Origin of the sequence: Mycobacterium sp. E796 (genome assembly GCF_001672815.1) — a bacterium.
In the GTDB taxonomy this organism is placed as follows: domain Bacteria; phylum Actinomycetota; class Actinomycetes; order Mycobacteriales; family Mycobacteriaceae; genus Mycobacterium.
Window position 1 is genome coordinate 160,719 of record NZ_LZKK01000325.1, and the last position, 22,380, is coordinate 183,098.

Below are 22,380 nucleotides of genomic sequence, written 5' to 3' on the forward strand. Positions count from 1 at the left end.
CGAATTGGTCGCGATCGACGGTGGTGGGCTAGTCGCCGGCGTGCGCCGCGGCGGTCACGGGGACCTCAAATGAGAGTGGTTCCGCGCAAACCTTTCTCACCGCGAGTGCGTGGCGTCGCTCCATGAACTTCTTGAAGTAGTCGATTCGATCGGGATTGGTGAAGCTGGGCAGTGCCAGTATCCACGCCTTCTTGAAGTTATCGAGGTACTCCTCGGGTTGGTCCGGGTTGCTGATCCGGCGGACACCCACCCACAGTGCAATCAACATTTTGGCGACGTCCGCGGGATCCTGCTGGTGGATGACGTCACCCTCCCTGGCTGCTTTCTCGATGAGGGTGATGACGAAGTCTTTCCGCGATTTCCACAGCGCGCGGGGTTCTGGCGTCGTGTTTTCCAGCGCGTCGAGCAGCCGCATGCCGGCTCGGGAGAGGTCGTACTGGGTGTCCTGAACGGCACGGAGGAAAACGAATTCGATGAGGGTCTCCAGGCCCGACATGTTGCGGTCAAGCAACTCGGCGACTGCCGAACGGGTCAGCTGGGTGAGTTCGTCGATGATCGTCAGCGCCAGCGCCTGCTTCGAGGAGAAGTGAAAATACATCGCCCCCTTGGTCAGCTCGGCCTCCGCGAGGATGTCATCGAGGCTGACGAGGTTGTACGGAAGCTGCGCGAACTGGCGTGCGGCGGCGGCGATGAGACGATCGCGGGTGTTGTCGGGTCGCCGTTCGCTGTCCTCAGTCATCGCCCCGCCTGTTCTCTTTGCGCCCGCCGCGCAGCGGGGGCACCTTACTTGTCCCGAGAAACCAACACCGCCGCGTCGATGCCTTCGATGATAGGCCCCGCTGACACGCAGTGTCTGTAGACCCGCCCGGTGCGGTGGCTCTCAATTCATCCCGCGGCCGTCCCCGACCTTACACCCCGCGTTTACCGCGGCTTCCCCCGAAGTTATGCCAAGTATGGGCCGCGGATGGTTGCTGGGAGACCCCCAGACCCCGGACGCCAGAGGTGTGAGTCGGACCCGGTCGACACTCGGAACCCAGGTCGTTCTTAGTTACCGGAGGCGACGACGGCGGCGTGGCGAGCAGGCGGGATGGCGTCGAGTCGTCGTAAGAGCGTCTGCGGCAGAGGGCCTTTCACGCAAGCGCTTGACGTCGTTCGATGAACTTGGTGAAGTAGTCGATTCGATCGGGATTGGCGAAGCTGGGCAGTGCCAGTGTCCATATTCTTTGCAGGGTGTCCAGGTAATCCGCGGGTTTGTCGAGATTGCTGGTTCGGCGGATACCCACCCACAGTGCCACCAACATTTTGGCGATGTCTTCGGGATCGTGCTCGGCGATGACGTCGCCCTCGGCGGCTGCCTTTTGGATCAGGCTGGTGACGAACTCGATCCATGACTGCCACACCGTCGGGGGTAGGGAGGTCGGGTTGTCCAGCGTGTCGAGCAGTCGGACGCCGGCGCGCGCGACGTCGTCCTGTGTGTCTTGAGCGGCACGCGCGAAGACGAACTCGATCAGGGTTTCCAGGCCCGACATGTTGCGGTCAAGCAACTCGGCGATCGATGACCGGCTCAGCTCGGTGAGATCGTCAATGATCGTCAGCGCCAGCGCCTGCTTCGAGGGGAAGTGAAAATACATTGCCCCTTTGGTGAGTTCGGCTTCCGCCAGGATGTCGTCGAGGCTCACGACGCTGTACGGGCGGTGGGCGAACTGGCGTGAGGCGGCGGCAATGATTCGCTGACGCGTCACGTCGGCTCGCCGTTCGCCGTCCTCATTCATTGCCCCGCCTTGTCTCGTCGCGGTTGCCGCGCGAAAAACCGTCGCGGCGCGGCCAGGCAGTTCCGCGACCGAGTCAGTTCCTTCGGGGAGGGGGTGGTGGCACGCCGGGTGCGTAGACCCCCCTGGAGCGGCGTTGTGTTCGTCGAAGTCTTCCGTTGGTCTGGCCTGGTCTGATCTGGAGCTGACGTCCTGACTTTAATTCACACTTTACTTCGCGGGAAGACTCAAAGTGTGATAATTTGGCCGCTACCATGCCAAATAGTATGTAAATTGGCTGGTCAGGTGCATCGGCGGTATCTATACACGATTGCGCCTCAGGCGTCGCGGTGACACGCCCGCCCAGGTCGGCTTTCTTCCGTGAGGAGGACATATGTCGGTCGTGACCAGACAACCGGATGTGGCGACGCGCGTGCCATCGAAGTCAAACGCGCCTCCACCCACCGCGGTCTTACCCGACCCACCGCGCGACGGCCCTGGAAGGGACGCCACTGCGCCGGTTGAGCGCCGGCGCAGTGGGGGGCCCGCCGATTCGCCCATGGAGATCTTGAGCCGATTGCCCGCCGTGGTGGTGTTGGAGCGGCTCCCGGTTCCTTCGCTCGCGATGGCGCGGGACGGCATCATCTTGTTCGCCAACAGGGCGTTTGCCGAGATGGTGGGTTACGAGCTAGAAGCGTTGGCGGGCTCGGTGTTTCCCGAGATGTTCCACACCGTGCCGGCCACCTTGTGCGCGGTTTCGGGCGTCGACGCAGTCGCGAATCTGATCGTCGAGCTGCGGCACTGTGAGGGTTGGACGGTGCGCGCCAGGATGAGCCAGACGGCGATGTTGCGCCAGGCCGACCCGGTCGTGCTGGTGACGTTCGACAATTTGACGGAACGGCTGTGGATGGACGAGCGATGAGTCGCCGACCTGGATATCGTCGTGCGCCGATCTCTTCCCGGGCACCTGCGCTGTCGCCGGCAGCGACCTGGTTGTTCTAGTCCGGCGCTGCGTTTCCGCGAGCGCGGGTGACGCGCTCGCCGCTGCCGTGCCCCGGCTCCATGCCGTGCCACCGGCCCCAGTCGCGGCTCATTGGGCAGTCCACGCGAACTCTCCTAACGACGTGCAAGTACTGCAAGTACTAGAAGTTGACCAATTCCCTTACTAATGCTTCGATAAGTATGTATTCTACTGAATGAAGTGCATTGCCGGTATCCACGGTCGCACCAGGCCCCGCGTAACGGCGTCCGGCCGATGGCTCGACCTGCTTCCGCTAGGAGGAGCACATGTCGTTTGTGACCACGCTGCCGGCGATGTTGTCGTCCGCAGCCGACGAACTGCAAAACATCGGCGCCGCCGTGACCGCCGGAGACGCGGCCGCGGCCGCCCCGACCACCGGGGTGATTCCCGCAGCGGCCGATGAGGTGTCGGCGCTGACGGCGGCGCACTTCACCGCGCACGGCGTCCTGTACCAGGAGGTCAGCGCCCAGGCCGCCGCGATTCGTGAGCTGTTCGTCAGCACCTTGGCGACCAGCGCCGGTTCTTACGCGGCCACCGAGGCCGCCAACGCGGCCGCGGTCCTCTGAGCTTCGTAGCGGGATCATCATGGATTACGGGGCGCTACCGCCGGAGATCAACTCCGGGCGGATGTATGCCGGTCCGGGCGCGGGGTCGATGCTGGCCGCCGCAGCCGCCTGGAACGGGTTGGCCGCCGATTTGCGTTCCGGGGCGGCCGGCTACGACGCCGTGATCTCGGCGCTCACCGGTGGACCGTGGCTGGGCCCGTCGGCGATGGCGATGTCGGCCGCGGCCGCACCCTACGTGGCGTGGATGAGCGCGACCGCCGCGGAGGCCGAGCTGGCGGCCACGCAGGCTCAAGCGGCGGCGGCCGCGTACGCGGCGGCCTTCGCGGCGACGGTGCCGCCGCCGGAGATCGTGGCCAACCGCGCACTCCTGATGATGCTGATCGCGACCAACTTTTTCGGTCAGAACACACCGGCGATCGCGGCCACCGAGGCCCAGTACGCGGAGATGTGGGCGCAGGACGCCGCGGCGATGTACGGCTATGCCGCGAGTTCGGCGGCGGCCACAGCGCCGGTGACTCCCTTCGCTCCGGCGCCGCAGACCACCAACCTGGCCGGGTTGGCGGCGCAAGGGGGCGCGAGCGCCCAGTCGGCCGGCTCGGCGATTGGCGGCGCACAGCAGACGCTGTCCCAATTGACCTCGGCGATCACCGGGGCGCTGAACAGCCTCGCGTCACCCCTGTCCTCCGCACTGGGCGGAACTTCTTCGTCGGGCGCTGCCGTGGGCCCCTTCGGGAGCCTCTTGTCCGACTCCTCGCTCGGAGGCATCGCGACCGGTCTGATCACCTCGTACGGCGCGATGCCGGGCTGGATGGGCTTGTCGGTGATGTCGACGATGTTGGGCACCGTTTTCGGTCCCCTCATCGGTGGCCCGATGAACATCGGCTTCGCATCCGCAGCCGCGGCCAACACCGCTGCCGGCGCGGCGGGCGCGGCGGGTGCGGCGGCAGGGGCGCTGGGGCCGATCGGCGCGGGCCTTGGTGGTATCCCGGGCTTGGGCGGCTTCGCGGGCCTGGGTGCGGCGACCTCGGTCGGCGGATTGGCGGTGCCTCAGGGTTGGGGGCTCGCGGCAGCGGGCGCCTCGCCCGGGATGCTCGGGACGCTGCCGATGGTTTCTCCCGCGGCGATGCCTTTGGCCGGCGACGAAGTCGCCGCCGGACTGGGTTTCCCGGTGCCGCTCGGCGGGGTCGGCGGGCTCGGCCGAGCCGCGGCCGCGGGTGCTGGAGCCGGCGCGGCCATCGCGGCGGCCAAGTACGCGCCGCGCCTCAGGTTCGTGTCGCGTCCACCAGCCGCCGGATATTCGGACGACGGGGAAACCCCGGCGGCCCCACCGCCGGCGGCGGCGAAATACCCTGTGCCCGCGTCATTCCCGACGAATGGGCACGCGCCCCCCGGGTATCAGGCGGCGGTCATATACGTGCCGACCAACGGAAACTCGTCGGCCAACGTGTAACGGCAGCACAAATCAATTGACTCGAGGTGTGCTGGCTCGCCGCACAAGCGAACCAGCCACCGACAGAACCCCATCCATGTGAGGTAAGGAGCCAAGATGGCAACACGATTCATGACCGACCCGCACGAAATGCGGGCGATGGCGGGCCGGTTTGAGGTCCACGCGCAGACCGTTGAGGACGAGGCCCGCAAGATGTGGGCGTCGTCGATGAACATCGCCGGTGCCGGCTGGAGTGGCCAGGCGCAGGCGACCTCCTACGACACCATGGGTCAGATGAATCAGGCGTTCCGCAACATCGTGAACATGCTGCACGGGGTGCGCGACGGGCTGATCCGCGACGCGAACAACTACGAGCAGCAAGAGCAGGCCTCCCAGCAGATCCTCGGCAGCTAGCTCGAAGGACCCTCTGCCCCAAAACTTTTCAACCAAGGAGAGATGAACATGACCATCAATTACCAGTTTGGCGATGTGGATGCCCATGGTGCGACGATTCGCGCCCAGGCCGCGTCGTTGGAGGCCGAGCACCAGGCCATCGTTCGCGATGTGCTGGCTGCTGGTGACTTCTGGGGTGGCGCCGGTTCGGTGGCGTGCCAGGAGTTCATCACCCAGTTGGGTCGCAACTTCCAGGTGATCTACGAGCAGGCCAATGCTCACGGCCAGAAGGTGCAGACGGCGGGCAGCAACATGTCCAGCACGGACAGCGCCGTCGGGTCCAGCTGGGCCTGATACCGAAGACCGGGTTACGCGCGGACGTCACGGGACCGTGATCGCCATGAGGCCATACCGCTCCCTCGTCAGCGATAACACCGCGGGGGGTGCACCCGAGATCATCGCGGCCATCGCTGCGGCGGCAGCCGGGCAGGCACCGCCCTATGGCACCGACAGTTGGACGTCCAGCGCCCGGCGCCGCTTCAGCGAGGTCTTCGACTGCGACGTCGATCTGCTCCCCGTTTCCACCGGCTCGGCGGCGAACGCGTTGAGCTTGGCCGCGTTGACCCCACCATGGGGCGCCGTGCTGTGCCACCGCGACAGCCACATCAACAACGACGAGTGCGGCGCCCCGGAATTCTTCACTGGGGGCGCCAAACTCATTGCCCTGGGCGGGGATAACGCCAAGATCGACGCCGACGAGCTGCAGGCCGCGGTGCACCGCAAGGTCGGGGACATGCACAGCGTGCAACCGGCCGTGCTGAGCCTCACCCAGTCAACCGAGACCGGCGCGGTATACACCCCCGCCGAGATCGGACGGCTGGCCTCCATCGCGAAGCGTGCGGGCCTGCGCGTCCACCTGGATGGCGCCCGCCTGGCCAACGCCGTCGCCGCGTTGGGTTGCAGCCCCGCCGAACTGACCTGGCGCGCCGGCGTGGACGTGTTGTCCTTCGGCGCCATCAAGAACGGGAGCATCACCGCCGATGCGATCGTCGTGTTCGACCGCTCCCTTACCACCGAGCTGAGTTTCCGGGCCAAGCGTGCCGGACAACTCGCGGCCAAGATGCGTTTCGCCGCAGCCCAACTCGACGCCTACCTTGCCGACGACCTGTGGCTGCGAAATGCCTTGCACGCCAATGCCATGACCGCGCGGCTCTACGAGGGTCTAAATTCCATTGCCGGCGCTCACGTTACGGGCACGCCGGAGGCGAACATCCTCTTCTGCCTCCTGCCCCAGCAGGTCATCGACGGGCTGCTCGAGCAGGGCTACGACTTCTACCACGGCCGGTGGGAACCGGGTGTCGTCCGTTTCGTCACCTCCTTCGCCACCACGGCCCACGTGGTCGACGAGCTCGTCGACGCGGTCCGCCGACTCACCGCGTCGGCAATCCAGGAAAACCGGCCGAACCGGTCTCGAACGCAGAGATCAGTCAGCGGCCGCCGAGCTGAGGTGGCGTGTATGGGAAGTGTCCGATGATCGAGATGGCCATCGTCGGGCTCGGCGCATGGGGTCTTTGCGTCCTCGAGCGAACAGTGAACCGGGCCCGGCGGGTTGGGACGCCGGTGCGGGTGCACGTGGTCGAGCCCGCTCGGCTCGGAGGGGTTTACACCGCTGCGCAGCCCGACTTCCTGGTCCTCAACAACGCCTGCGGTCAGCTCTCCCTCTACGCCGCCCCCGACGGGGACGGCCTTCCCCCCTATGCCGTGGGCTTGCACGCGTGGGCGGTGGTCCGCGGCTACCGCTGGGTGGGTTACGAGTGCCGCATCGGCGCCGGGGGCGACCCCATCCTGCCCACCGACTACCTGCCCCGGCGGCTGATGGGTGAGTACCTGGGCTGGTTCTACGACACGGTGGTGGCCGACGCCCCACCCAACCTCGAGATCGTCCGGCACTACGCGGCGGCCGTCGACATCTCGCCGGCCCTCCAGGGACGTGAGGCGGTGCTACTCGAGAACGGCACCACCCTCACCGTCGACCACGTGGTGCTGACCTCGGGGCACACCTGGAACGACGAGCCCGGGGCCGCCGGGGGCGTGCGCTACCTGCCGCCCTACCCCGTTGAGCACTTCGACCAGAGCGCTCCGGCGGGATCCTCGGTGGCAATGGCCGGCATGGGACTGGCCTGCTTCGACGTCCTCACCGCCCTCACCATCGGACGAGGCGGGACCTTCGTGGACCGATGCGACCGGGCCGACCGCAAGCGGTACGTGCCCTCGGGCCGGGAGCCGACCATCACCCTCTACTCGCGCTCGGGCGCGCCCTACCTCGCCAAGGCGGCCCACGGCGTCGACCCTTACGGTCGGTACCAGCCGGTGGTGTGCACCCCCGAGGAGTTCGCGGCGCTGACCAATCCGGGCGGATCGCCGGTGCGACGGCACGTGGACTTCCGGGCCGAGCTTCTCCCGCTCATCTTCGCCGAGATGCAGGCGCGCTACTACATCCACGCCGCCTTGCTGGCCGGTGGCGACGTCGAATCGACCGACGTCCGCGCCGCCCTCCGCCAAGGCTGGGTCGACGGGCACTACGAGAAGGTCGTCGACGGTCTCGAGCCGCGCTACGGGCGCTTCGATCCGGGCAGCCACCTCTTCGCCGGGTCGGACCGCCACTACACCTCGGCCGGCGACTATCAGGGCCAGGTCTACGACATGATCGAGGCTGACCTCACCGAGGCCCTGCGACCAGGGGGGAGCCCGGTCAAGGCGGCCCAGGAGGTGCTGCGCATCCTCCGGGATCAGCTGCGTTCGGTCATCGAGTTCGGTGGTCTCTCCCTCGAGTCCTACGTGGACTTCCAGTCCAACATCCGGCCCCGCATCAACCGCCTAGAGGCTGGCTGTCCACCGATGCGCTCCCAGCAGCTGCTGGCGCTGCTCGATGCCGGAGTGGTGCGCGTCCCGCTGGGACCGAGCCCGGAGCTGACCGCCCGCCCCGACGGCGTCCGCCTGAGCTCCACGGCCCTCGACGAGCCGACGTCCGTGACGGTCGACGGGGTGGTGCGGGGCTATCTCGACCTGCCGTCGCTGGCCCGGTCGAGCTCGCCCCTGCTCAAGCGTCTCTACGCCAAGGGAAGGCTGACCCAGCTCACCTACGGTGACACGCCCGTGGGCAGCGTGGCCATCAACGAGGACTTCCACCCTTACGACACGGAGGGCCGGCTCCAGCCCAACCTCTCCTTGCTGGGCGTGCTCACCGAGGGGGTGCGCTACTTCACCCACTACCTGCCCTCACCCCGCAGCCGGCTGCGGGCCGTGTACGACGCGCAGGACTGCGTCGAGGCCGTGATCGGCTGAGCACATGACGGATTCCCCGACCGGACGACCGCGGCCGCTGGTGGCGGTCGGCTACGGGCCGCGTTGCGTCCCCGTGATGCAGCTGGCCGAAGCGGCCGCCGGCCTGTGCGACCTGCTGTGGCTGATCGACACCGCGGTGCCCGGGATGGGCGAGATGGTCGACCTGCTCAACCGGTTCGGCCCCGTCGTCGACCTGGAGGGCATGAGCGCGGAGCAGGCGGTCAAGATTCTGGGCGACTGGGAGCCCGGCGGCATGACCACCTACCTCGACGCCGGCATGGTCGAACTGGCCCATGTGGCCGAGGGGCTCGGCCTCCCCTTCCACAGCCCGGCCACCGCCGCCGCCCTCACCGACAAGGCCCGCCAGCGCCGGGCCCTGGCCGACGCCGGCGTCGAGATCCCCCCGTGCCACCTCATCCGCCCCGACCAGTCCGAGCGCGAGCTGCGGGCGGTCGAGGACCAGGTGGGGTGGCCCGCCGTCCTCAAACCCCGCTCGGCTCAGGGCAGCCGCTGCACCTTCCTGGCCCGCGACGGCGCCGAACTCGAGAAGCTGCTGAATGCGCTCGGCCCGGGCCGCCGCGACATGGTGCTCGAGGGTTATCTGGCCGACGATCCGGCCCGGGCGGGCGGCCCCTACGCCGGCTACGTCTCGGTCGAGAGCGTGGTGGCCGACGGCGTCGTCAGCCACCTGGCCCTGACCGGCCGCTTCCCGCCGGCCGAGAACTTCCGCGAGACGGGGTTCTTCATCCCCGCCGCGCTCGACGCGGGGAGTCGTTCGGCCGTCCTGGACCTCGCCACCCGCGCCATCGACGCCCTCGGGGTACGCACCGGGTGCCTGCACACCGAGGTCAAGTTCACCCCCGACGGCCCCCGCATCATCGAGGTCAACGGGCGGCTGGGCGGCGGTGTGCCCGAGATGCTCAAGCGCGCCGCCGGCATCAGCCTGCTCGACCTCACCCTGCGGGTGGCCCTGGGCGAGCCGGTCTCCATCCAGGGCCCGGTGGCCACCGAGCGCATCGGCTACCGCTTCTTCCTCCAGCCGCCGACCGTCTCGGCCACCGTGACGTCCATCGAGGGCATCAACGACTTCAGCGACCAAGCCGGAGTGGACACGGTGAGCGTCCACCAGCGCCCGGGCGCCTCACTCGACTGGCGGGACGGCTCCGGCAACCACATCGTCGCGGTGGTCGGCTCGGCCGACGACGAGGAGCAGTTGCAGGCGGCCTACCGGCTCCTCCACCAGGAGGTCACCGTCACCTACACCGATGTCAGGCATTGACGGCGATGGGCGTTCAACTGGCAGGGGCCCTCGATCCGACCGACCGGATCGAGGGACCGGCGCGGTGGACGTGCGCCCTGGTCAACAACATGCCGGATGCCGCCTTCGGCGCCACCGAGCGCCAATTCGTGGGGCTGCTGGGCGCCGGGTCCGGGTCTGACACGGTCGCCGTCACCCGTCACACCATGGTCGGGGTGCCGCGGGGGGAGCGGATCCGCGCCCGCATCGCCGCCGATTACCGTCCCCTCGAGGACATCATTTCGAACCCCCCCGACCTGCTGATCGTGACCGGCTCCAATCCGATCGAGTCCCGCATCGAGGACGAGCCCTACTGGTCCGATCTGCACGGCCTGCTGAAGTGGGGGAGCGAGAACGTGCCGGCCATGGTGCTGTCCTGCCTGTCGGCCCATGCCGCCCTGGCAGTCTTCGACGGCATCGAACGGACCACCCTGCCGGTCAAGTGCACGGGCGTCTTCGCCCAGGAGGCCGACCGGTCCCACTTCCTGGCAGCCGGCTTGGACGGTCCTCTTGTCGTGCCCCATTCCCGCCTCAACGCCGTGCCCGCCGAAACGGTGGCGACCGCCGGCTACGCGGTGGCACTGCAGTCGGCCGAGGTGGGGTGGAGCGTGGTCACCAAGACGGTGGGGATTTCCCAGGTGGTGCTGTTTCAGGCGCATCCCGAGTACGACCCGTCGAGCCTGGTGCGCGAGTACGCTCGGGACGTGCGGCGCTACGCCGCCCGCGAGCACGACGAATTGCCCTGCCTCCCAAGGGATTGCGTGACCGGACCGGACTGGGATGGTCTTCGCCGGCTGCACGAGCGGGTGGTGGGTGGCGAACGGGACCCGGCGCTGGTGGCCGCATTCCCCTTCGACGAGATCGGCGCCCGCGCCCCATGGCGGTGGCGGGGCGCGGCCCTGTGTATGTACGCCAACCTGTTGGCGACGATCTGAGAAGAGGAGCGCCTCAGGATGCACGACGAAACCATCGCAATCCACGGCGGCTACACCCCCGACGGGACGCGGGCCGTAGCCGTCCCCATCTACCAAACGGTCGCCCACGACTTCATCAGCGCCGACCACGCGGGTGCCGTGCTCGACCTAGAGACGCCGGGCTTCCACTACAACCGGCTCAACAACCCGACACTCGACGTCCTCGAGCAGCGCATCTGCGCCCTGGAAGGGGGGACGGCGGCCCTGGCGGTGGCTTCGGGCATGGCCGCCGTCAGCTACGCCATCCTGACGGTGGCCACTGCCGGCTCGAACATCGTCGTCGCCCCCCAGCTCTACGGGGCCACCTTCACCTACTTCGCCCACGTGCTGCCCACCCTGGGCATCAAGGCCCGCTTCGCCGCCGATGACCGGGCGGAGTCGATCGCCCGCCTCATCGACGACGACACCCGCGCCGTTTTCTGCGAGACCATCGGCAACCCGGCAGGCAACATCGTCGACCTCGAGGCCGTGGCCGCCGTGGCGCACGCGGCGGGCGTGCCGTTCATCGTGGACAACACGGTGGCCACGCCGCTCGTGCTCAAGCCCTTCGAGCACGGGGCCGATGTGGTCGTCCACTCGCTGACCAAGTTCGTCGGCGGCCACGGCACCACCCTCGGCGGGGCCATCGTGGACGGCGGCCGGTTCCCGTGGGCCGACCATCCCCACCGCTTCCCCCTGTTCAACCGTCCCGAGCCCGCATTTCACGGCGTCGTCTTCGCCCGCGACTTCCCCGACCGGCCGTTCGCCGTGCGGGCCCGCTCCATCCAGCTGCGCAACAGCGGCGCCACCCTGTCGCCCTTCAACGCGTTCATGCTGCTGCAGGGCCTCGAGACGATGGCCGTGCGGCTCGAGCGCCACGAAGCCAACGCGCGGGCCGTGGCCGACTATCTGGCCGCCGACGACCGCGTGGCCTGGGTGAGCTTCGCCGGCTTCCCCGACCATCCCTACCACCACCTCGTCGGGCGCTACCTGCACGGGCGCGTGCCGTCCATCGTCACCTTCGGGGCCGAGGGCGGCTACGAGGCGGGACTGGCCTTCTTCGATGCCCTCCAGCTCGTCAAGCGGCTGCTCAATCTGGGCGACGCCAAGACCCTGGCCATCCATCCGGCCTCGACCACGCACCGCCAGTTGTCCGAGGCGGAACTGGTCAAGGCCGGCATCCGGCCGGAGACGATCCGCCTGTCCATCGGGATCGAGCACATCGACGACATCATCGCCGACATCGATCAGGCGCTGGACAAGGCTATGGCCGGCTGATCAGCTGGGGTCGAACTGCCGGCACTTGCCCCTCGACAGCCGCTCGATGAATTCCACCTCGCGTACGCGGACATCCGAGGCCGGGCCGCCGTGCCGGCGGAGCACGTCGACCAGGTCGGTCTGCAGGCGCTGCAGGTCGGCGGAGCCGTCGGTCACCACCGACACGTCGAGACCCTGCTGCGCCTTGCCGATGAAGAAGTTGGCGACACCGGGGGTGGCCACGACGGCTTGCTCGAGTGCGGCGCGCGGCACCCGGGCACCGCCCTCGTACTCGTAGGCGCCGTTGATCCGGCCGTTGACGGAGAGGATGCGGCGATGGGCGCACCCGCACGGACAGGGTTCGTCGGACATCGTCACGGCGTCGACCATGTCGTAGCGGATCAGCGGTTGGTCTAGGTTGAACAGGTTGGTCAGCAGCATCCGATCCGCGGGCTGCCCGAATGGCACGACGTTGCCGTCCGCATCCGCCGGTTCGAGAATGACCAGGTCGTCCGCGACGTGCATGCCCTCTCCGACGCCGCACGGAAAGGCGTAGGTCCCCTCCGAGCAGCCCCAGAACTCGGAGGCCTCGATCCCCCACGCGGCCCGAACCGCCTCTCGCACCGGCGGAGTGCAGAGCTCCCCGGCGACGCTCACCCAGGTCGGTTGGATGGTGAGCCGCCCTTTCATCGCCTCCAGGGCCAGCTCGCGGATGAGGCTCGGCCACCCTTGCAGCGCCTGCACCGCGGGACGGGCCTTGTTGAGGCGGTCGACGATCTGGTCCAGGGGCAGCGTGGCATCGCAGCAGTGGGAGGTGGGTCCGCCGCTCTCAAAGGTGCTGAAGGCGTAGAAGATCCCGGATTCGTGCTTGGGGCTGCAACTGAAGCACTGCGCCAGCACTGCGTCGGGGTCCTCGCCGCGTCGCCCGGTCCAGCGCGAGCCTTGCATCACGAAGGTGACGAACGCGTCCCAGCCGTAGACGTGGAGTGACGGGGCTTGGACATACCCCGACGTGATGATCGCCCGGTACTGGCCGTCGAGGTAGCCGTCCCCGCTCAACTCATCGAGGTGCTGCGCGACCCGCGCACGTGTCAATCCGGGGACGGTGACCAGCCGGTCGAACTCGTCCATCATTTCGGCTTTGGTCAGGATCGGCAGCGAGGGGAGGTCGGCCTCGGTGAAATTCGCCAGATCGTGCCCCGCCAATCGTTCCCCCCAGAACGGCGAATGTTCGGCGGCGTACACGAGTAGCTCTCGAAGCCGCCGTTCGCGCTCTGCGGCGAGCCGCCCGGCGTCCCAGCGCAGCCGGCGGACGCCCTGCAGGTACGTATCTTGCAATTGGGCGCGCTGGCGGCGGACCAGCTGTTCGTACGTTTCCCCCGAGGCCGCGCCAGTTGCCCTCGCCTCCACGCGGCGATCGTAGCCCAGACGCCGGGTTCTAATACCGTAGTCAGGCCATTTCCATGTAAACGACTTGCAAAGACCGCTCAGCCCCCGGTATTCGGCGGAGACAGGCCGGCCTCCTTCAGCAGCCGTCGCTCGTCCACCTTGCTGGACGACGTCAACGGCAGGTCGGCCACCAAGACGAATTGATCGGGCAGCATCGTTTCCGGGAGCCGTTCGCTGGCGGCCGAACGGACGGCGACCGGGGTGAGTTCGCCGTCCGGCACCACGAACGCGACCACTCCCAGGTCCCCCTGCAGGTCGAAGGTCGTGCACGCCGCCGATGCCACCCCGTTCAGGCCACCGAGCGCCTCGGTCACCTCGACCAGGGACAACCGCACGCCATGCCGCTTGATCACGCGGTCGGAACGCCCCATATATATGTAGTTGCCCCGGTCGTCGCGGAAGGCGAGGTCACCGGTGCGGTAGACGGTGGTTCCCTCGACGACGTCCGTCCGCAGCACCGCCGCGCTCAGCACCGGGTCGTTCAAGTATCCCGCCATGAGCTGCAGCCCGCCGATGTACAGCTCGCCGACCGCTCCGGTGCGATCGATCAGGCCGCCGCGCTCGTCAACGAGGTGGAACGAGCTCCCGGTGTGCGGATGGCCGATCGGTACCGGTCCCGCGTCGAGCAACTCGGGTGTCAGCTCGAGATGTGCGACGGCGATCGTCGTCTCGGTCGGGCCGTACCGGTTCACCACCCGCAGTCCCGGGCTGGCGGCCCATACCGCCCTGATGTCGGCGCTGGACGGCGCCTCGCCGCCCAAGGCGATCACCCTGAGCGCGGTGTCGGCCAGCCGATCGAGCCGGCCGCTTGCCCGGAGCAAGCGGAGGTAGCTGGGGGAGAAGCTGGTCGCCGTGATGCCCTCGTCGGCGACGATCGAAAAGAACCTGCGGGGGAACAGCAGGGCCTCGCGGTCGGGAATGACGAGTGGGACGCCCCGCACGAGCGGGGGAAACATGGCGGAGAACGACCCGTCGAAGTGCACGGGTGAAACGCACAGGCACCGGTCGTCCGCGCTGAGTCCCACGGCGTCGGCGCACGCCTGGACTGCGGTGTAGAAGGCCCCCGGGGGGATTTGGACTCCCTTGGGGAGGCCGGTCGTCCCCGACGTATAGATGATGTAGGAGATCGGGCCCGTGACCGGTGCTGGCGTGCGCCCGTCCCCGGCGCTCAGCTCCGAAAGGGAGGTCCACGGGGTGCCGGCCGGAAGTCCCCCCGGGGGCGCCGTTTGGTCAGGGCCCGCGGTGATCACCTGCGCGGGTTGGCAGTCGGTGACGATCTGCTCGCGGCGGATGTCCGGGTCGGTGATGGCCAGCGGCACGAACGTGACCCCGGCCCATAGGCAGCCCAGCGCCGCCACCACGAAGTCCGCCGAGTTACCGATCAGCAGGGCGACCCGATCCCCGGGCTCGACGCCTTTCCGGAGCAGGCCGGCGGCGACCGCCCCGGCCGCGGCGCGCAATTCGCCCCGGGTCAACGCGCGGTCCAGGTCCTTGACGGCGGGCAGATCCGGGGCCCGTTCGGCGTGGTCCAGCACCGCACCGAGCACGTCGCGTCCTGTCACGCCTTCTCGCGGCTGCTGCACGCTCGCTATTCTCGCGCACCCGCGCAGGTCACGAAGGATGACACGAAAACTCCTCTCTTCCAGCCGTGCTCGGCTTCCGCGGCCGCAAATTGCCGCAATGTGTCAATATGAACGACGTGAGCGTCCGCACGATCGCTCGTTTCCTCGGCGCCGCGCTTCTGACCACCTGCGCGGTGCCAAATGCCGCGATCAGCATGCCTTCGATCGCCGCTGCGGCGCCATGCCCAGACATCGAGGTGGTGTTTGCTCGCGGCAGCGATGACCCACCCGGGCTCGGCGTGATCGGGCAGACGTTCGTCGATTCGCTGCGTCCGCAGCTCGTCGGGAAATCCGTCGCGGTGTACGCGGTCGACTACCCCGCGACCAGCAAGAGCAGCGAGTTGGCCAGCTCCGCGTCCGCGGGCGCCAAAGATGCGAGCGCCTACGTCCAGTCCACGGCGGCGAACTGTTCGGACACCAGGATGGTGCTCGGTGGATACTCTCTGGGCGCGGCCGTGATAGACCTCATCACCGCGGCGGGTGCGCCGCCCGCGGGCTTCGTTCCCGCGCCGATGCCGCCGGAGGTGGCTCGCCACGTTGCCGCGGTCGCCGTCTTCGGAAATCCGTGGGATAAATCGCTGCGAGCACCGCTGACCGCGATCAGCCCGTTGTATGGGGCGAAGACCATCGACCTGTGCAACACCGGGGATCCGATCTGCTCCGACGGCACGGATTCGTCGGCGCACGTCGGCTATGTGCAATCCGGGATGGTCGCTCAGGCTGCGAACTTCGTCGCTGGGCGGATCTAGCCGGCCGGCGGGCCTTTCAGGCGCGGCCCATCATCCAGCGGGGCCGGGACCAGAGCTGCCAGTACTCGACGACCTGGTAGCCAAGCCCGCGGTACAGGCGCTCCCCGGGCGGCGACGACTGCAGCAGCGAACCCTCGATCCCCGCTTCGAACTGGGACCGCAGCACGGTGGCCAGCAGCCGCCGTCCGTAGCCCTTCCCCTGGTCGCGTGGCCGGGTGGCCATCGACCAAACCACCAGCAGCCCGTCCTCGGTGGCCCCGGTGAACATGGACACCATGCGCTCGCCGTCAAAGAGGCCCCACACCCCGAGGTCCGGGTTTTGCGCGGCCTGGACGGGGATGGCCACCGCGGCGGCGGCGTCGGACATGCTGTAGGTGTCGGCCAGCAGGGCGCGGGCCTCGGGTAGTTCCTCGTCGGTCAGGGCACGCACACCGGCCCCGTCGACGTCGGGCAGGTCGGGACCCTCGAGCAGCATCAGGGGAAGGGCCTCCACCACGGCCCAGCCGGCGTCGATCAGCTTCTGGGCGGTGGCCAGGCCGGGTCCGGCCAGCATGACGATGCCTGGCTTCTTGAGGTCGAGCAGCGGCTGGAGGCAGTGATCGACCAGCACGTCGTTGTCGGAGGACTGGCAGCAGGCCACGTTGTAGTCGACGCTGATCTCGCCGCTGAAGGCGGTCCACCAATCTGGTTCCACGGTGTGATGGGCCGGCGCGGACCACAGGCGGGCGGCGGTGCCGAGGTGCCGCCTCAATTCGATCGCAGTCCGCGCCATGGCCGTCGATGCTAACGGGACACGCCGCTAATTGCTCGGCAAGTGCGCTCGCTCTACGGCCAGAGCAACGTCTTCGCGGCCGTTCGTGATTAAACCCGAGATCACGCCGTCGATGTCGGCGGCCGATCGATTTTGGCTGAGCTTGAATTTGGCCTCGATCCGGGCGATCGACAATTCCACTCCTACGATGGCGCGCAATTGAGCCTCGATGAACTCTCGCGGCGCGTCGTCGACCGACCATGGCTGCGGTCGCCCGGCCTCGTGGCGCCCGGTCAGATCACGCACGTTGTGCTCGACCCAGGCGGGGTCGTCGTGGACGGTGAGTCGCCCGTAGACGTGCGCGGTGACGTAGTTCCACGTGGGCACCACGCGCCCGTGCTCCGCCTTGCTCGCGTACCAGGCCGGGGAGATGTACGCATCGGGTCCGCGCACGATGACCAGGGCCTCGCCGACCACCGGGCGCCGCCACTGGTCGTTGTTGCGGGCGAGATGCCCCCGAAGCGTCCGCGCGCCCCGGTCATACACGAACGGCAGCATGGTGGCGACGACACCCTCCGGTGTTGCGGTGATCAGGTCCGCTGCCCCGTGGTGCGTGAGCAGGTCGTCGACGGCCTGCTCGTCGACGGCGAAATGGGCCGGGATGTACATGCCGTCAAGTATGTCGGCCGCGCTTGATGGCCACTACCGCCGCTGCGCGGGCGAAAATACCGCAGCGAGGCGACCGACGTATTCACATTCAGTTTGGCTGCGGCCGACCGGATTTCTGATGCGGTATGCGGGAACTTTCCGGATAACGCAGCCACGTTTGCGGCGGTACAGTACGACCTGGCTAATAGGTTGCATTACGGCAGAAAATTGGGAGGACCAGCGCGATGCAGGACCGAATCCGTGACGTCTTAGCTGCCCATGGTCGGATGGCGGTCGATCCGCGTGAGGTGGACGATCAGGCCGACCTGTACGAGCTGGGCCTGACGTCGCACGCGTCGGTCAATGTCATGCTCGCGCTCGAGGACGCATTCGGCGTCGAGTTCCCCGACGAAGTGCTCAAGAAGTCCACCTTCGCCTCCATAAGCAGCATCGAGCGGGTCGTCGACGGCCTGGTCAACTCGTCTTCCTGACGTGCTGATTGCATGATCAATGTGCCGGGCGATCTTGACGGGCGCCGCGTGCGCACCGGATGCGACGTCGTGGCCATTGCGGATGTCCGGGACTCGCTGGCGGCGTTCGGGGATCGGTACCTGCACAAGGTTTTTACGGCGAGCGAGATCGACGACTGCCGGGGCCGCGATCGGGTGCACGGACTGGCGGCCCGGTTCGCGGCCAAGGAAGCGGTGATCAAGGCATTCGGGGAACCCGACGTGTCGTTTCCGCTGCGCGAGATCGAGGTGACGCATGACGGTCCGCTGCCGCTACTGCGCCTGAGCGGAACGCTCGCCGCGCGGGCGCAACGGCAAGGCTGGCTCAGCTCGTCTTTGTCCCTTTCGCACGCCGATTGCCACGCGATGGCCGTCGTTGTCGTGGTCTGCAATCCGGCCGAGGCCGGCTAGGAACTTCGGGCATGCGCTGACCCTCCGTGGGGAGCAATGCGTTACGGCACCTGCGTGAATTTGACGCTGCTGGTCAACCTGTATCCCAGCGGGCGGCCGCAGGCCGTGCTCTTGCCGGTCAGTTGAACCGTGCCCGCGAGGGTGCTCGGATCCCACACGTAGTGGGCGTCTTCGGCCCGGTAAACCGTAATGTCGTTGCGACACAACGCATTATTCGTAGTATCCAGCGTCCATTGGCCGTTGGCCAACTGGGCCCGGCCCCACGGTTGCACCGCAGCGCAGCCGTCACCGCATGGAGTGAAGTACCAATCGTCGGTGGTGGTTTGGCCGGTGATGGTGTTGGAGACGGTCACGACGTAGTGCCCGTTCATCACCGGAGCGGCCGACGCGGGGGCAGCGGGTCCGAGAGCGATGCCGGCGAACACAGCGGCTGCGGCGAGAACCGGTGCGGTGGCCATGGTTCGTTCTCCCATTCGAGTTGATCAGCAAGTCGGGCAAGCGGCCTCTACCGGCAACACCGCGCTGCGGATCGCGGTCAAGATCGCCGGGTGATGGGCGACATGATCGCCGGTGGGTGCGGCGATGAGGCGGGTTCGTCGCGACGTCCGGTGCAGCCGCTCGAGGGCTGCCCGACCGCCTTTGGCGGCGAACGCCTCCGCGTCCTCGGGTGAGGCGATCAGCGTCACGTCGGTTCCACGGCGGGCAAGCGTCGTCAGCACCGGCTCCGGCAGCCACACCAGTCCAATCCAGCTCAAAAACCGCAAGACGTGTCGCGGGAGGTATTGGTGCATAAGGCGTTTCGCCGGCTCCCGGGCCGGGTTGAGCAGTCCTCTGAGGCGCTTCGTCTTGGCTTCGGACGGGCCGGTGGCCGTACCAACGGCCGCGTTGGCGTGGCGCGCTTTCTCGCGGCCGATCCACTGCATGAACAAGGCGGGGGTGACGCGCCAGTTCCACATCACCAAGTTGACCAGGATCGCTGATTGCGCGCCGATGCTGCGGGCGGCATGGGCGGCGTACCACGAGCCGGAGCAGATCCCGACCAGCTTGAGTTCGCCGGCACCTCGGCGCGCATGCCTGGCCACCGCTATCGCGTCGGCGATGTCGGCCTTGGAGTAGATGTTGCGCCAAGGACCCCGGGTGATTTGGCCCGACAATCCCTGTCCCGCGGGGTCCCAGCGCACCGCCTGCGCCCCGGTCGCCGCGATGCGACGTGACAGTTCGACCCACTCCCGGGCGGGCCCCACGTGCAAGTCGTGGCCGGTCACGAAGAACAACACGGTGCCTGCGGGCGGCGGATCGGGGTGCCGGGGCAGCGTGCGGATGGCGAACAGCCCGTTCGGCTCGATTCGTTCGATGCGCTCGACGACGACGTCGACCCCATCGGGCCCGTCGGCCGGCACTGTCGCCGTTGTCCGGTATCGGGGTGCGGCGCGATGGGTCCGGGTGGGACTGTTCGTGTCGATCCACTCCGTGATCGAATCGACCGCGGTGAAGGGGATCGGCAACATGTAATCCCGCGGGCTCGGCCCGGCGCACTCCCGCAGGCCGACGGTGATCACCGTATCGACTCCACGCGCCGACGTGAGGGCCGTGATGCGCCGGTCGGTCTCGTCCGGTCGCGCCACCAGAAGCACCCTGTCGACGCCTTGGGCGCCGACCGGATCGGCACGGATCTGCAACGCGGCGAATTCTGCGGCGGCGTGGTCGCTCAACCGCCCGCCGACGATCGACACTTCACCCGGCGTGGCAGCGTCCTCGCCCACCGACAGCCGGAACAGCGTCGCATGTTCCCGGAGATAACGCCTGCCCGTTCCGGCGGGATCCAGGTAGACCACGCGGTCGGGTGGGTGCGATTGGGCGGCAAGATATTCGTCGAGGAGCAGACACCCGGCTCGTATGCCGACGGCCGTTGTGGACTCGGCGCCGATCAGCGTGAGGTAGTCGAGCGCGTGGCCCACACTGGCCACCCAGTTGGCCACCGCGTCGTCATGGGCCTGCGCGTAGGACGAATTTCCCGAGCCCAGGTAGTCGAAATGCAGCACGGCGAAGCCGCGGCGCGCCAAGCCGTCGCCGAGGATCCGGTGCAGGCGGACGCTGTCCATCCCGTCCTTGCCGAGCGAGCCACAGATCACCACACCGCCCCTGATCTGCTTGTCGCCCGGCAGATGGAGCACGCCGAACAGTGGCGAATCATCTGGTCCGAAGAATGTCGGGACTTCGGTCGTCGAAGGCGTGTCGCGCCGACCCCAGGCCGGGTCCGCGGTCGCGCGGACGTCGTCGGAAGCGGTTGCGAGCGTTTCGTGGGCGGTCGAACCCGGCATGGCGAAATTATACTGTAGGTTTGTATTTTAGCCAGAAAAACTGACGTCCGGTCTGGAACCGGGGTGGGCCGGCCCACCCCGACGCCGACGAGTCAGCACGAGGCGGCAGGCATAGAGCACCCCGGAGATCGCGAAGGCTAGCGCACTGACGCCGGCCCAGTTGAACAGGTAAACGTCTTCGGTGAAGCCGGTGGTCGCCTGGTAGTAGGTGTCGGACAGCCGGAAGACCAGTGGGAACGAGATCGCGAAGAGGACGCCCGAGGCGACCGTTGGAGCCCGGACGTAGTTGATCCAGGGAACGACCAGGCTTCGGCGCGCAGCCTGCCCGCTTTGTGCGCGCTGCATCCTGCGGTCGACCCACGCGTAGATCGGCCATCCGATCAGGTCGTGGGCCACGACGCAGAAGACGAACCACAGGAAGACTCCGGCCCATCCTGCCTCGTGCACGACCCGGGTGGCCGCGTAGGCGGCGACGGCGAAGCAGATGAGCAGCCCGAACAGATTCAGCGGCCTGGCACCGTAGTGGCGGCGGAACCACTCCATCTCAGCTCGCCTCCGAGAACTCGATTCGGGCGATCCACTTCACGTTGTGGGTGCCGGGCGCCGCGGGAACCATGACCCGGGCCGGGAATCCGTGATCGAGGGAGAGGTCCGCTCCGTTGACGCGCAAAGCGACCATCGAGCCGGCAGAGCAGACCTGTGCGGCCGAGAGCGTCACCGTCAAAGAGTCGAGGGACTCGATTTGCGCGCGGCCGGGTCGATCGATGCCAACGAGTCGCGCCAGGGCGGCAAGGGGGACACCGGTCCATGCCTGCGTCGTCGACCAGCCTTCCGTGCAGGCGATCGGCAGGTTCGCGGTCGTCATCGACATGCTGGTCAGCTGTGCCCTGCTGACCGAAAGCCGGCGCGCCCCCACCAGGACCAGCCGCCAGTCCGGGCCGGTCTGCGCGGCGGTGATCTGACGCCCCGCCGCCGTGTGGTTCACCGGAAAGTCGTTTCCCGCGGGGCCACTCGATCGATAGTGGGTCCCCAACAGGGCGAATCGGCGCATGAACCCGCCGACGTTTTCGCCGGCGGTCACCGCGCATACGACGAGCGAAGTGCCGCCGACAAGGGCGAGGACGCCCCGGCGGGAAATCGTCGGAGCGGCCGGGTCGGGCGGGACGAGCCCGTGGTCGACGTCCTCCGGGCGAGTACCTTCGAGCCCCGTCCGCAGCTCGGTCCGCAGACTCCTCGAGCGCAGCGCGCACAACATTTCCCCGAATTTCACGCAAACGTGGACGACGAAGCCGGCGATGAAAGCCCAGGCGCCGAAGAAGTGGGCGCTGTAGAAATCGATCGTCGTGAGGTAGTCGATGTTGAGGATTCCCGTCGTCATCTCGAACAGCACGCCGCCCACCACCAGGATCAGGCTCAGCCGCTCCAGGAGCCGGGCCACCGAGCGCCACGGCGGCCAGGTGAAAAGCCGGGGAATCACCGACCACAGCTTTGCGAGCACCACCGGGACGAGTGCGAGACCCAACATCACGTGCACGCCCTCGGTGAGCCGGTAGACCCAACTCGGCGACGTCAGCCAGTCGAACAGGTAGAGCCCGAACAGGCCGCGCGCCGGGTTGGGGTCGTTGGTGCTGAACCGGGGGTTGTAGGCGGCGTACGAGACGAGCCCCGTGACGAATTCGACCGGGACTCCGACGAGCAGGACCAGACCGAACACCGACGTGAGCCAGGGCCCCCGGATGGGGCTGCGCCAGGCGCTCGATCCGTTCACAACTCAGCCCTCCGGCAGGCGGCCGCATCGGCATTCGCCTAAACTATAAGTCGACTAATCGGTTCTATTCTCGTCCAATAGTATGTAAGCTGTGCCTTCTGGTGCATCATTGGTATAACGTGTACCTGGCAGCCAGGCGTCGA

The 22,380-nt window shown here is 67.8% G+C and carries 23 protein-coding genes; 13 read left to right on the top strand and 10 right to left on the bottom strand.

Going from position 1 to position 22,380, the window contains the following annotated elements; translation table 11 throughout:
* Window positions 1-28: 28 nt before the first annotated feature.
* Together A5706_RS26560 and A5706_RS26565 are read right to left on the bottom strand one after the other, a co-directional pair.
* Window positions 29-739, bottom strand: a complete 711-nt coding sequence (locus A5706_RS26560; RefSeq protein WP_068137673.1) for a TetR/AcrR family transcriptional regulator — start codon at window positions 737-739, stop codon at window positions 29-31.
* 391 nt (window positions 740-1,130) lie between these two features.
* A complete protein-coding gene (locus A5706_RS26565; RefSeq protein WP_068104255.1) occupies window positions 1,131-1,772 on the bottom strand; it encodes a TetR/AcrR family transcriptional regulator in 642 nt (213 codons plus the stop codon).
* Between the two features lie 535 nt (window positions 1,773-2,307).
* Here A5706_RS26565 and A5706_RS26570 point away from each other — a divergent pair.
* The 10 genes from A5706_RS26570 to A5706_RS26615 all read left to right on the top strand — a co-directional run bounded on the left by A5706_RS26570 (window position 2,308) and on the right by A5706_RS26615 (window position 12,030).
* Window positions 2,308-2,670 (top strand): PAS domain-containing protein, encoded by a 363-nt coding sequence (locus A5706_RS26570; RefSeq protein ID WP_068137675.1) that lies wholly within the window; start codon window positions 2,308-2,310, stop codon window positions 2,668-2,670.
* 365 nt (window positions 2,671-3,035) lie between these two features.
* On the top strand, window positions 3,036-3,335 hold the full coding sequence (locus A5706_RS26575) for a PE family protein (RefSeq protein WP_068137678.1): 300 nt from the start codon (window positions 3,036-3,038) through the stop codon (window positions 3,333-3,335).
* Window positions 3,336-3,354: 19 nt separating this feature from the next.
* Window positions 3,355-4,785: a PPE family protein gene (locus tag A5706_RS26580; protein WP_068137681.1), complete on the top strand. Its 1,431-nt coding sequence runs from the start codon at window positions 3,355-3,357 to the stop codon at window positions 4,783-4,785.
* A gap of 96 nt (window positions 4,786-4,881) precedes the next feature.
* Window positions 4,882-5,178, top strand: a complete 297-nt coding sequence (locus A5706_RS26585) for a WXG100 family type VII secretion target (protein WP_066914021.1) — start codon at window positions 4,882-4,884, stop codon at window positions 5,176-5,178.
* Window positions 5,179-5,226: 48 nt separating this feature from the next.
* The gene (locus tag A5706_RS26590) at window positions 5,227-5,511 is read left to right on the top strand and encodes a WXG100 family type VII secretion target (RefSeq protein ID WP_067004763.1); all 285 of its coding nucleotides are present in this window, start codon (window positions 5,227-5,229) and stop codon (window positions 5,509-5,511) included.
* A gap of 46 nt (window positions 5,512-5,557) precedes the next feature.
* On the top strand, window positions 5,558-6,691 hold the full coding sequence (locus tag A5706_RS26595; RefSeq protein ID WP_082964656.1) for a low specificity L-threonine aldolase: 1,134 nt from the start codon (window positions 5,558-5,560) through the stop codon (window positions 6,689-6,691).
* Entirely contained in the window at window positions 6,688-8,502 is a 1,815-nt protein-coding gene (locus A5706_RS26600; RefSeq protein WP_068137685.1) for an FAD/NAD(P)-binding protein, read from the top strand. Before A5706_RS26595 ends, A5706_RS26600 begins: the two co-directional genes overlap by 4 nt.
* A gap of 4 nt (window positions 8,503-8,506) precedes the next feature.
* The gene (locus A5706_RS26605; protein WP_068137688.1) at window positions 8,507-9,781 is read left to right on the top strand and encodes an acetyl-CoA carboxylase biotin carboxylase subunit family protein; all 1,275 of its coding nucleotides are present in this window, start codon (window positions 8,507-8,509) and stop codon (window positions 9,779-9,781) included.
* Between the two features lie 5 nt (window positions 9,782-9,786).
* The gene (locus tag A5706_RS26610; RefSeq protein ID WP_068137692.1) at window positions 9,787-10,734 is read left to right on the top strand and encodes a homoserine O-succinyltransferase; all 948 of its coding nucleotides are present in this window, start codon (window positions 9,787-9,789) and stop codon (window positions 10,732-10,734) included.
* An 18-nt stretch (window positions 10,735-10,752) separates the two neighbouring features.
* The gene (locus A5706_RS26615) at window positions 10,753-12,030 is read left to right on the top strand and encodes an O-acetylhomoserine aminocarboxypropyltransferase/cysteine synthase family protein (RefSeq protein ID WP_068137695.1); all 1,278 of its coding nucleotides are present in this window, start codon (window positions 10,753-10,755) and stop codon (window positions 12,028-12,030) included.
* Here the strand turns inward: A5706_RS26615 and A5706_RS26620 are convergent, their stop codons facing one another.
* Together A5706_RS26620 and A5706_RS26625 are read right to left on the bottom strand one after the other, a co-directional pair.
* Complete coding sequence (locus A5706_RS26620; protein WP_068137698.1) at window positions 12,031-13,419, bottom strand: phenylacetate--CoA ligase family protein; 1,389 nt, start codon at window positions 13,417-13,419, stop codon at window positions 12,031-12,033.
* A gap of 77 nt (window positions 13,420-13,496) precedes the next feature.
* The gene (locus A5706_RS26625; protein ID WP_068137702.1) at window positions 13,497-15,041 is read right to left on the bottom strand and encodes an AMP-binding protein; all 1,545 of its coding nucleotides are present in this window, start codon (window positions 15,039-15,041) and stop codon (window positions 13,497-13,499) included.
* 107 nt (window positions 15,042-15,148) lie between these two features.
* Here A5706_RS26625 and A5706_RS26630 point away from each other — a divergent pair, with 107 nt between their 5' ends.
* Complete coding sequence (locus tag A5706_RS26630; RefSeq protein WP_304528408.1) at window positions 15,149-15,829, top strand: cutinase family protein; 681 nt, start codon at window positions 15,149-15,151, stop codon at window positions 15,827-15,829.
* Between the two features lie 16 nt (window positions 15,830-15,845).
* Here the strand turns inward: A5706_RS26630 and A5706_RS26635 are convergent, their stop codons facing one another.
* Window positions 15,846-16,601, bottom strand: a complete 756-nt coding sequence (locus A5706_RS26635) for a GNAT family N-acetyltransferase (protein WP_068137704.1) — start codon at window positions 16,599-16,601, stop codon at window positions 15,846-15,848.
* Window positions 16,602-16,628: 27 nt separating this feature from the next.
* The gene (locus A5706_RS26640) at window positions 16,629-17,249 is read right to left on the bottom strand and encodes an FMN-binding negative transcriptional regulator (protein WP_068137708.1); all 621 of its coding nucleotides are present in this window, start codon (window positions 17,247-17,249) and stop codon (window positions 16,629-16,631) included.
* 224 nt (window positions 17,250-17,473) lie between these two features.
* Between A5706_RS26640 and A5706_RS26645 the strand changes: the two genes are divergently transcribed.
* Window positions 17,474-17,719: an acyl carrier protein gene (locus A5706_RS26645; protein WP_068110477.1), complete on the top strand. Its 246-nt coding sequence runs from the start codon at window positions 17,474-17,476 to the stop codon at window positions 17,717-17,719.
* Window positions 17,720-17,731: 12 nt separating this feature from the next.
* Complete coding sequence (locus A5706_RS26650) at window positions 17,732-18,148, top strand: holo-ACP synthase (RefSeq protein WP_068137711.1); 417 nt, start codon at window positions 17,732-17,734, stop codon at window positions 18,146-18,148.
* Between the two features lie 41 nt (window positions 18,149-18,189).
* Here A5706_RS26650 and A5706_RS26655 read toward each other — a convergent pair whose 3' ends face one another.
* Genes A5706_RS26655 through A5706_RS26670 form a run of 4 tightly spaced genes read right to left on the bottom strand, consistent with a single transcriptional unit; the run spans window position 18,190 to window position 22,237 of the window.
* On the bottom strand, window positions 18,190-18,606 hold the full coding sequence (locus A5706_RS26655; protein ID WP_068137713.1) for a hypothetical protein: 417 nt from the start codon (window positions 18,604-18,606) through the stop codon (window positions 18,190-18,192).
* Window positions 18,607-18,630: 24 nt separating this feature from the next.
* Complete coding sequence (locus A5706_RS26660) at window positions 18,631-20,469, bottom strand: alpha/beta hydrolase (RefSeq protein ID WP_068137715.1); 1,839 nt, start codon at window positions 20,467-20,469, stop codon at window positions 18,631-18,633.
* A 27-nt stretch (window positions 20,470-20,496) separates the two neighbouring features.
* Window positions 20,497-21,012, bottom strand: coding sequence for a hypothetical protein (locus tag A5706_RS26665; protein ID WP_068137718.1), 516 nt, complete (start codon window positions 21,010-21,012; stop codon window positions 20,497-20,499).
* A gap of 1 nt (window position 21,013) precedes the next feature.
* The gene (locus A5706_RS26670) at window positions 21,014-22,237 is read right to left on the bottom strand and encodes a molybdopterin-dependent oxidoreductase (protein ID WP_068137722.1); all 1,224 of its coding nucleotides are present in this window, start codon (window positions 22,235-22,237) and stop codon (window positions 21,014-21,016) included.
* Window positions 22,238-22,380: the final 143 nt, after the last annotated feature.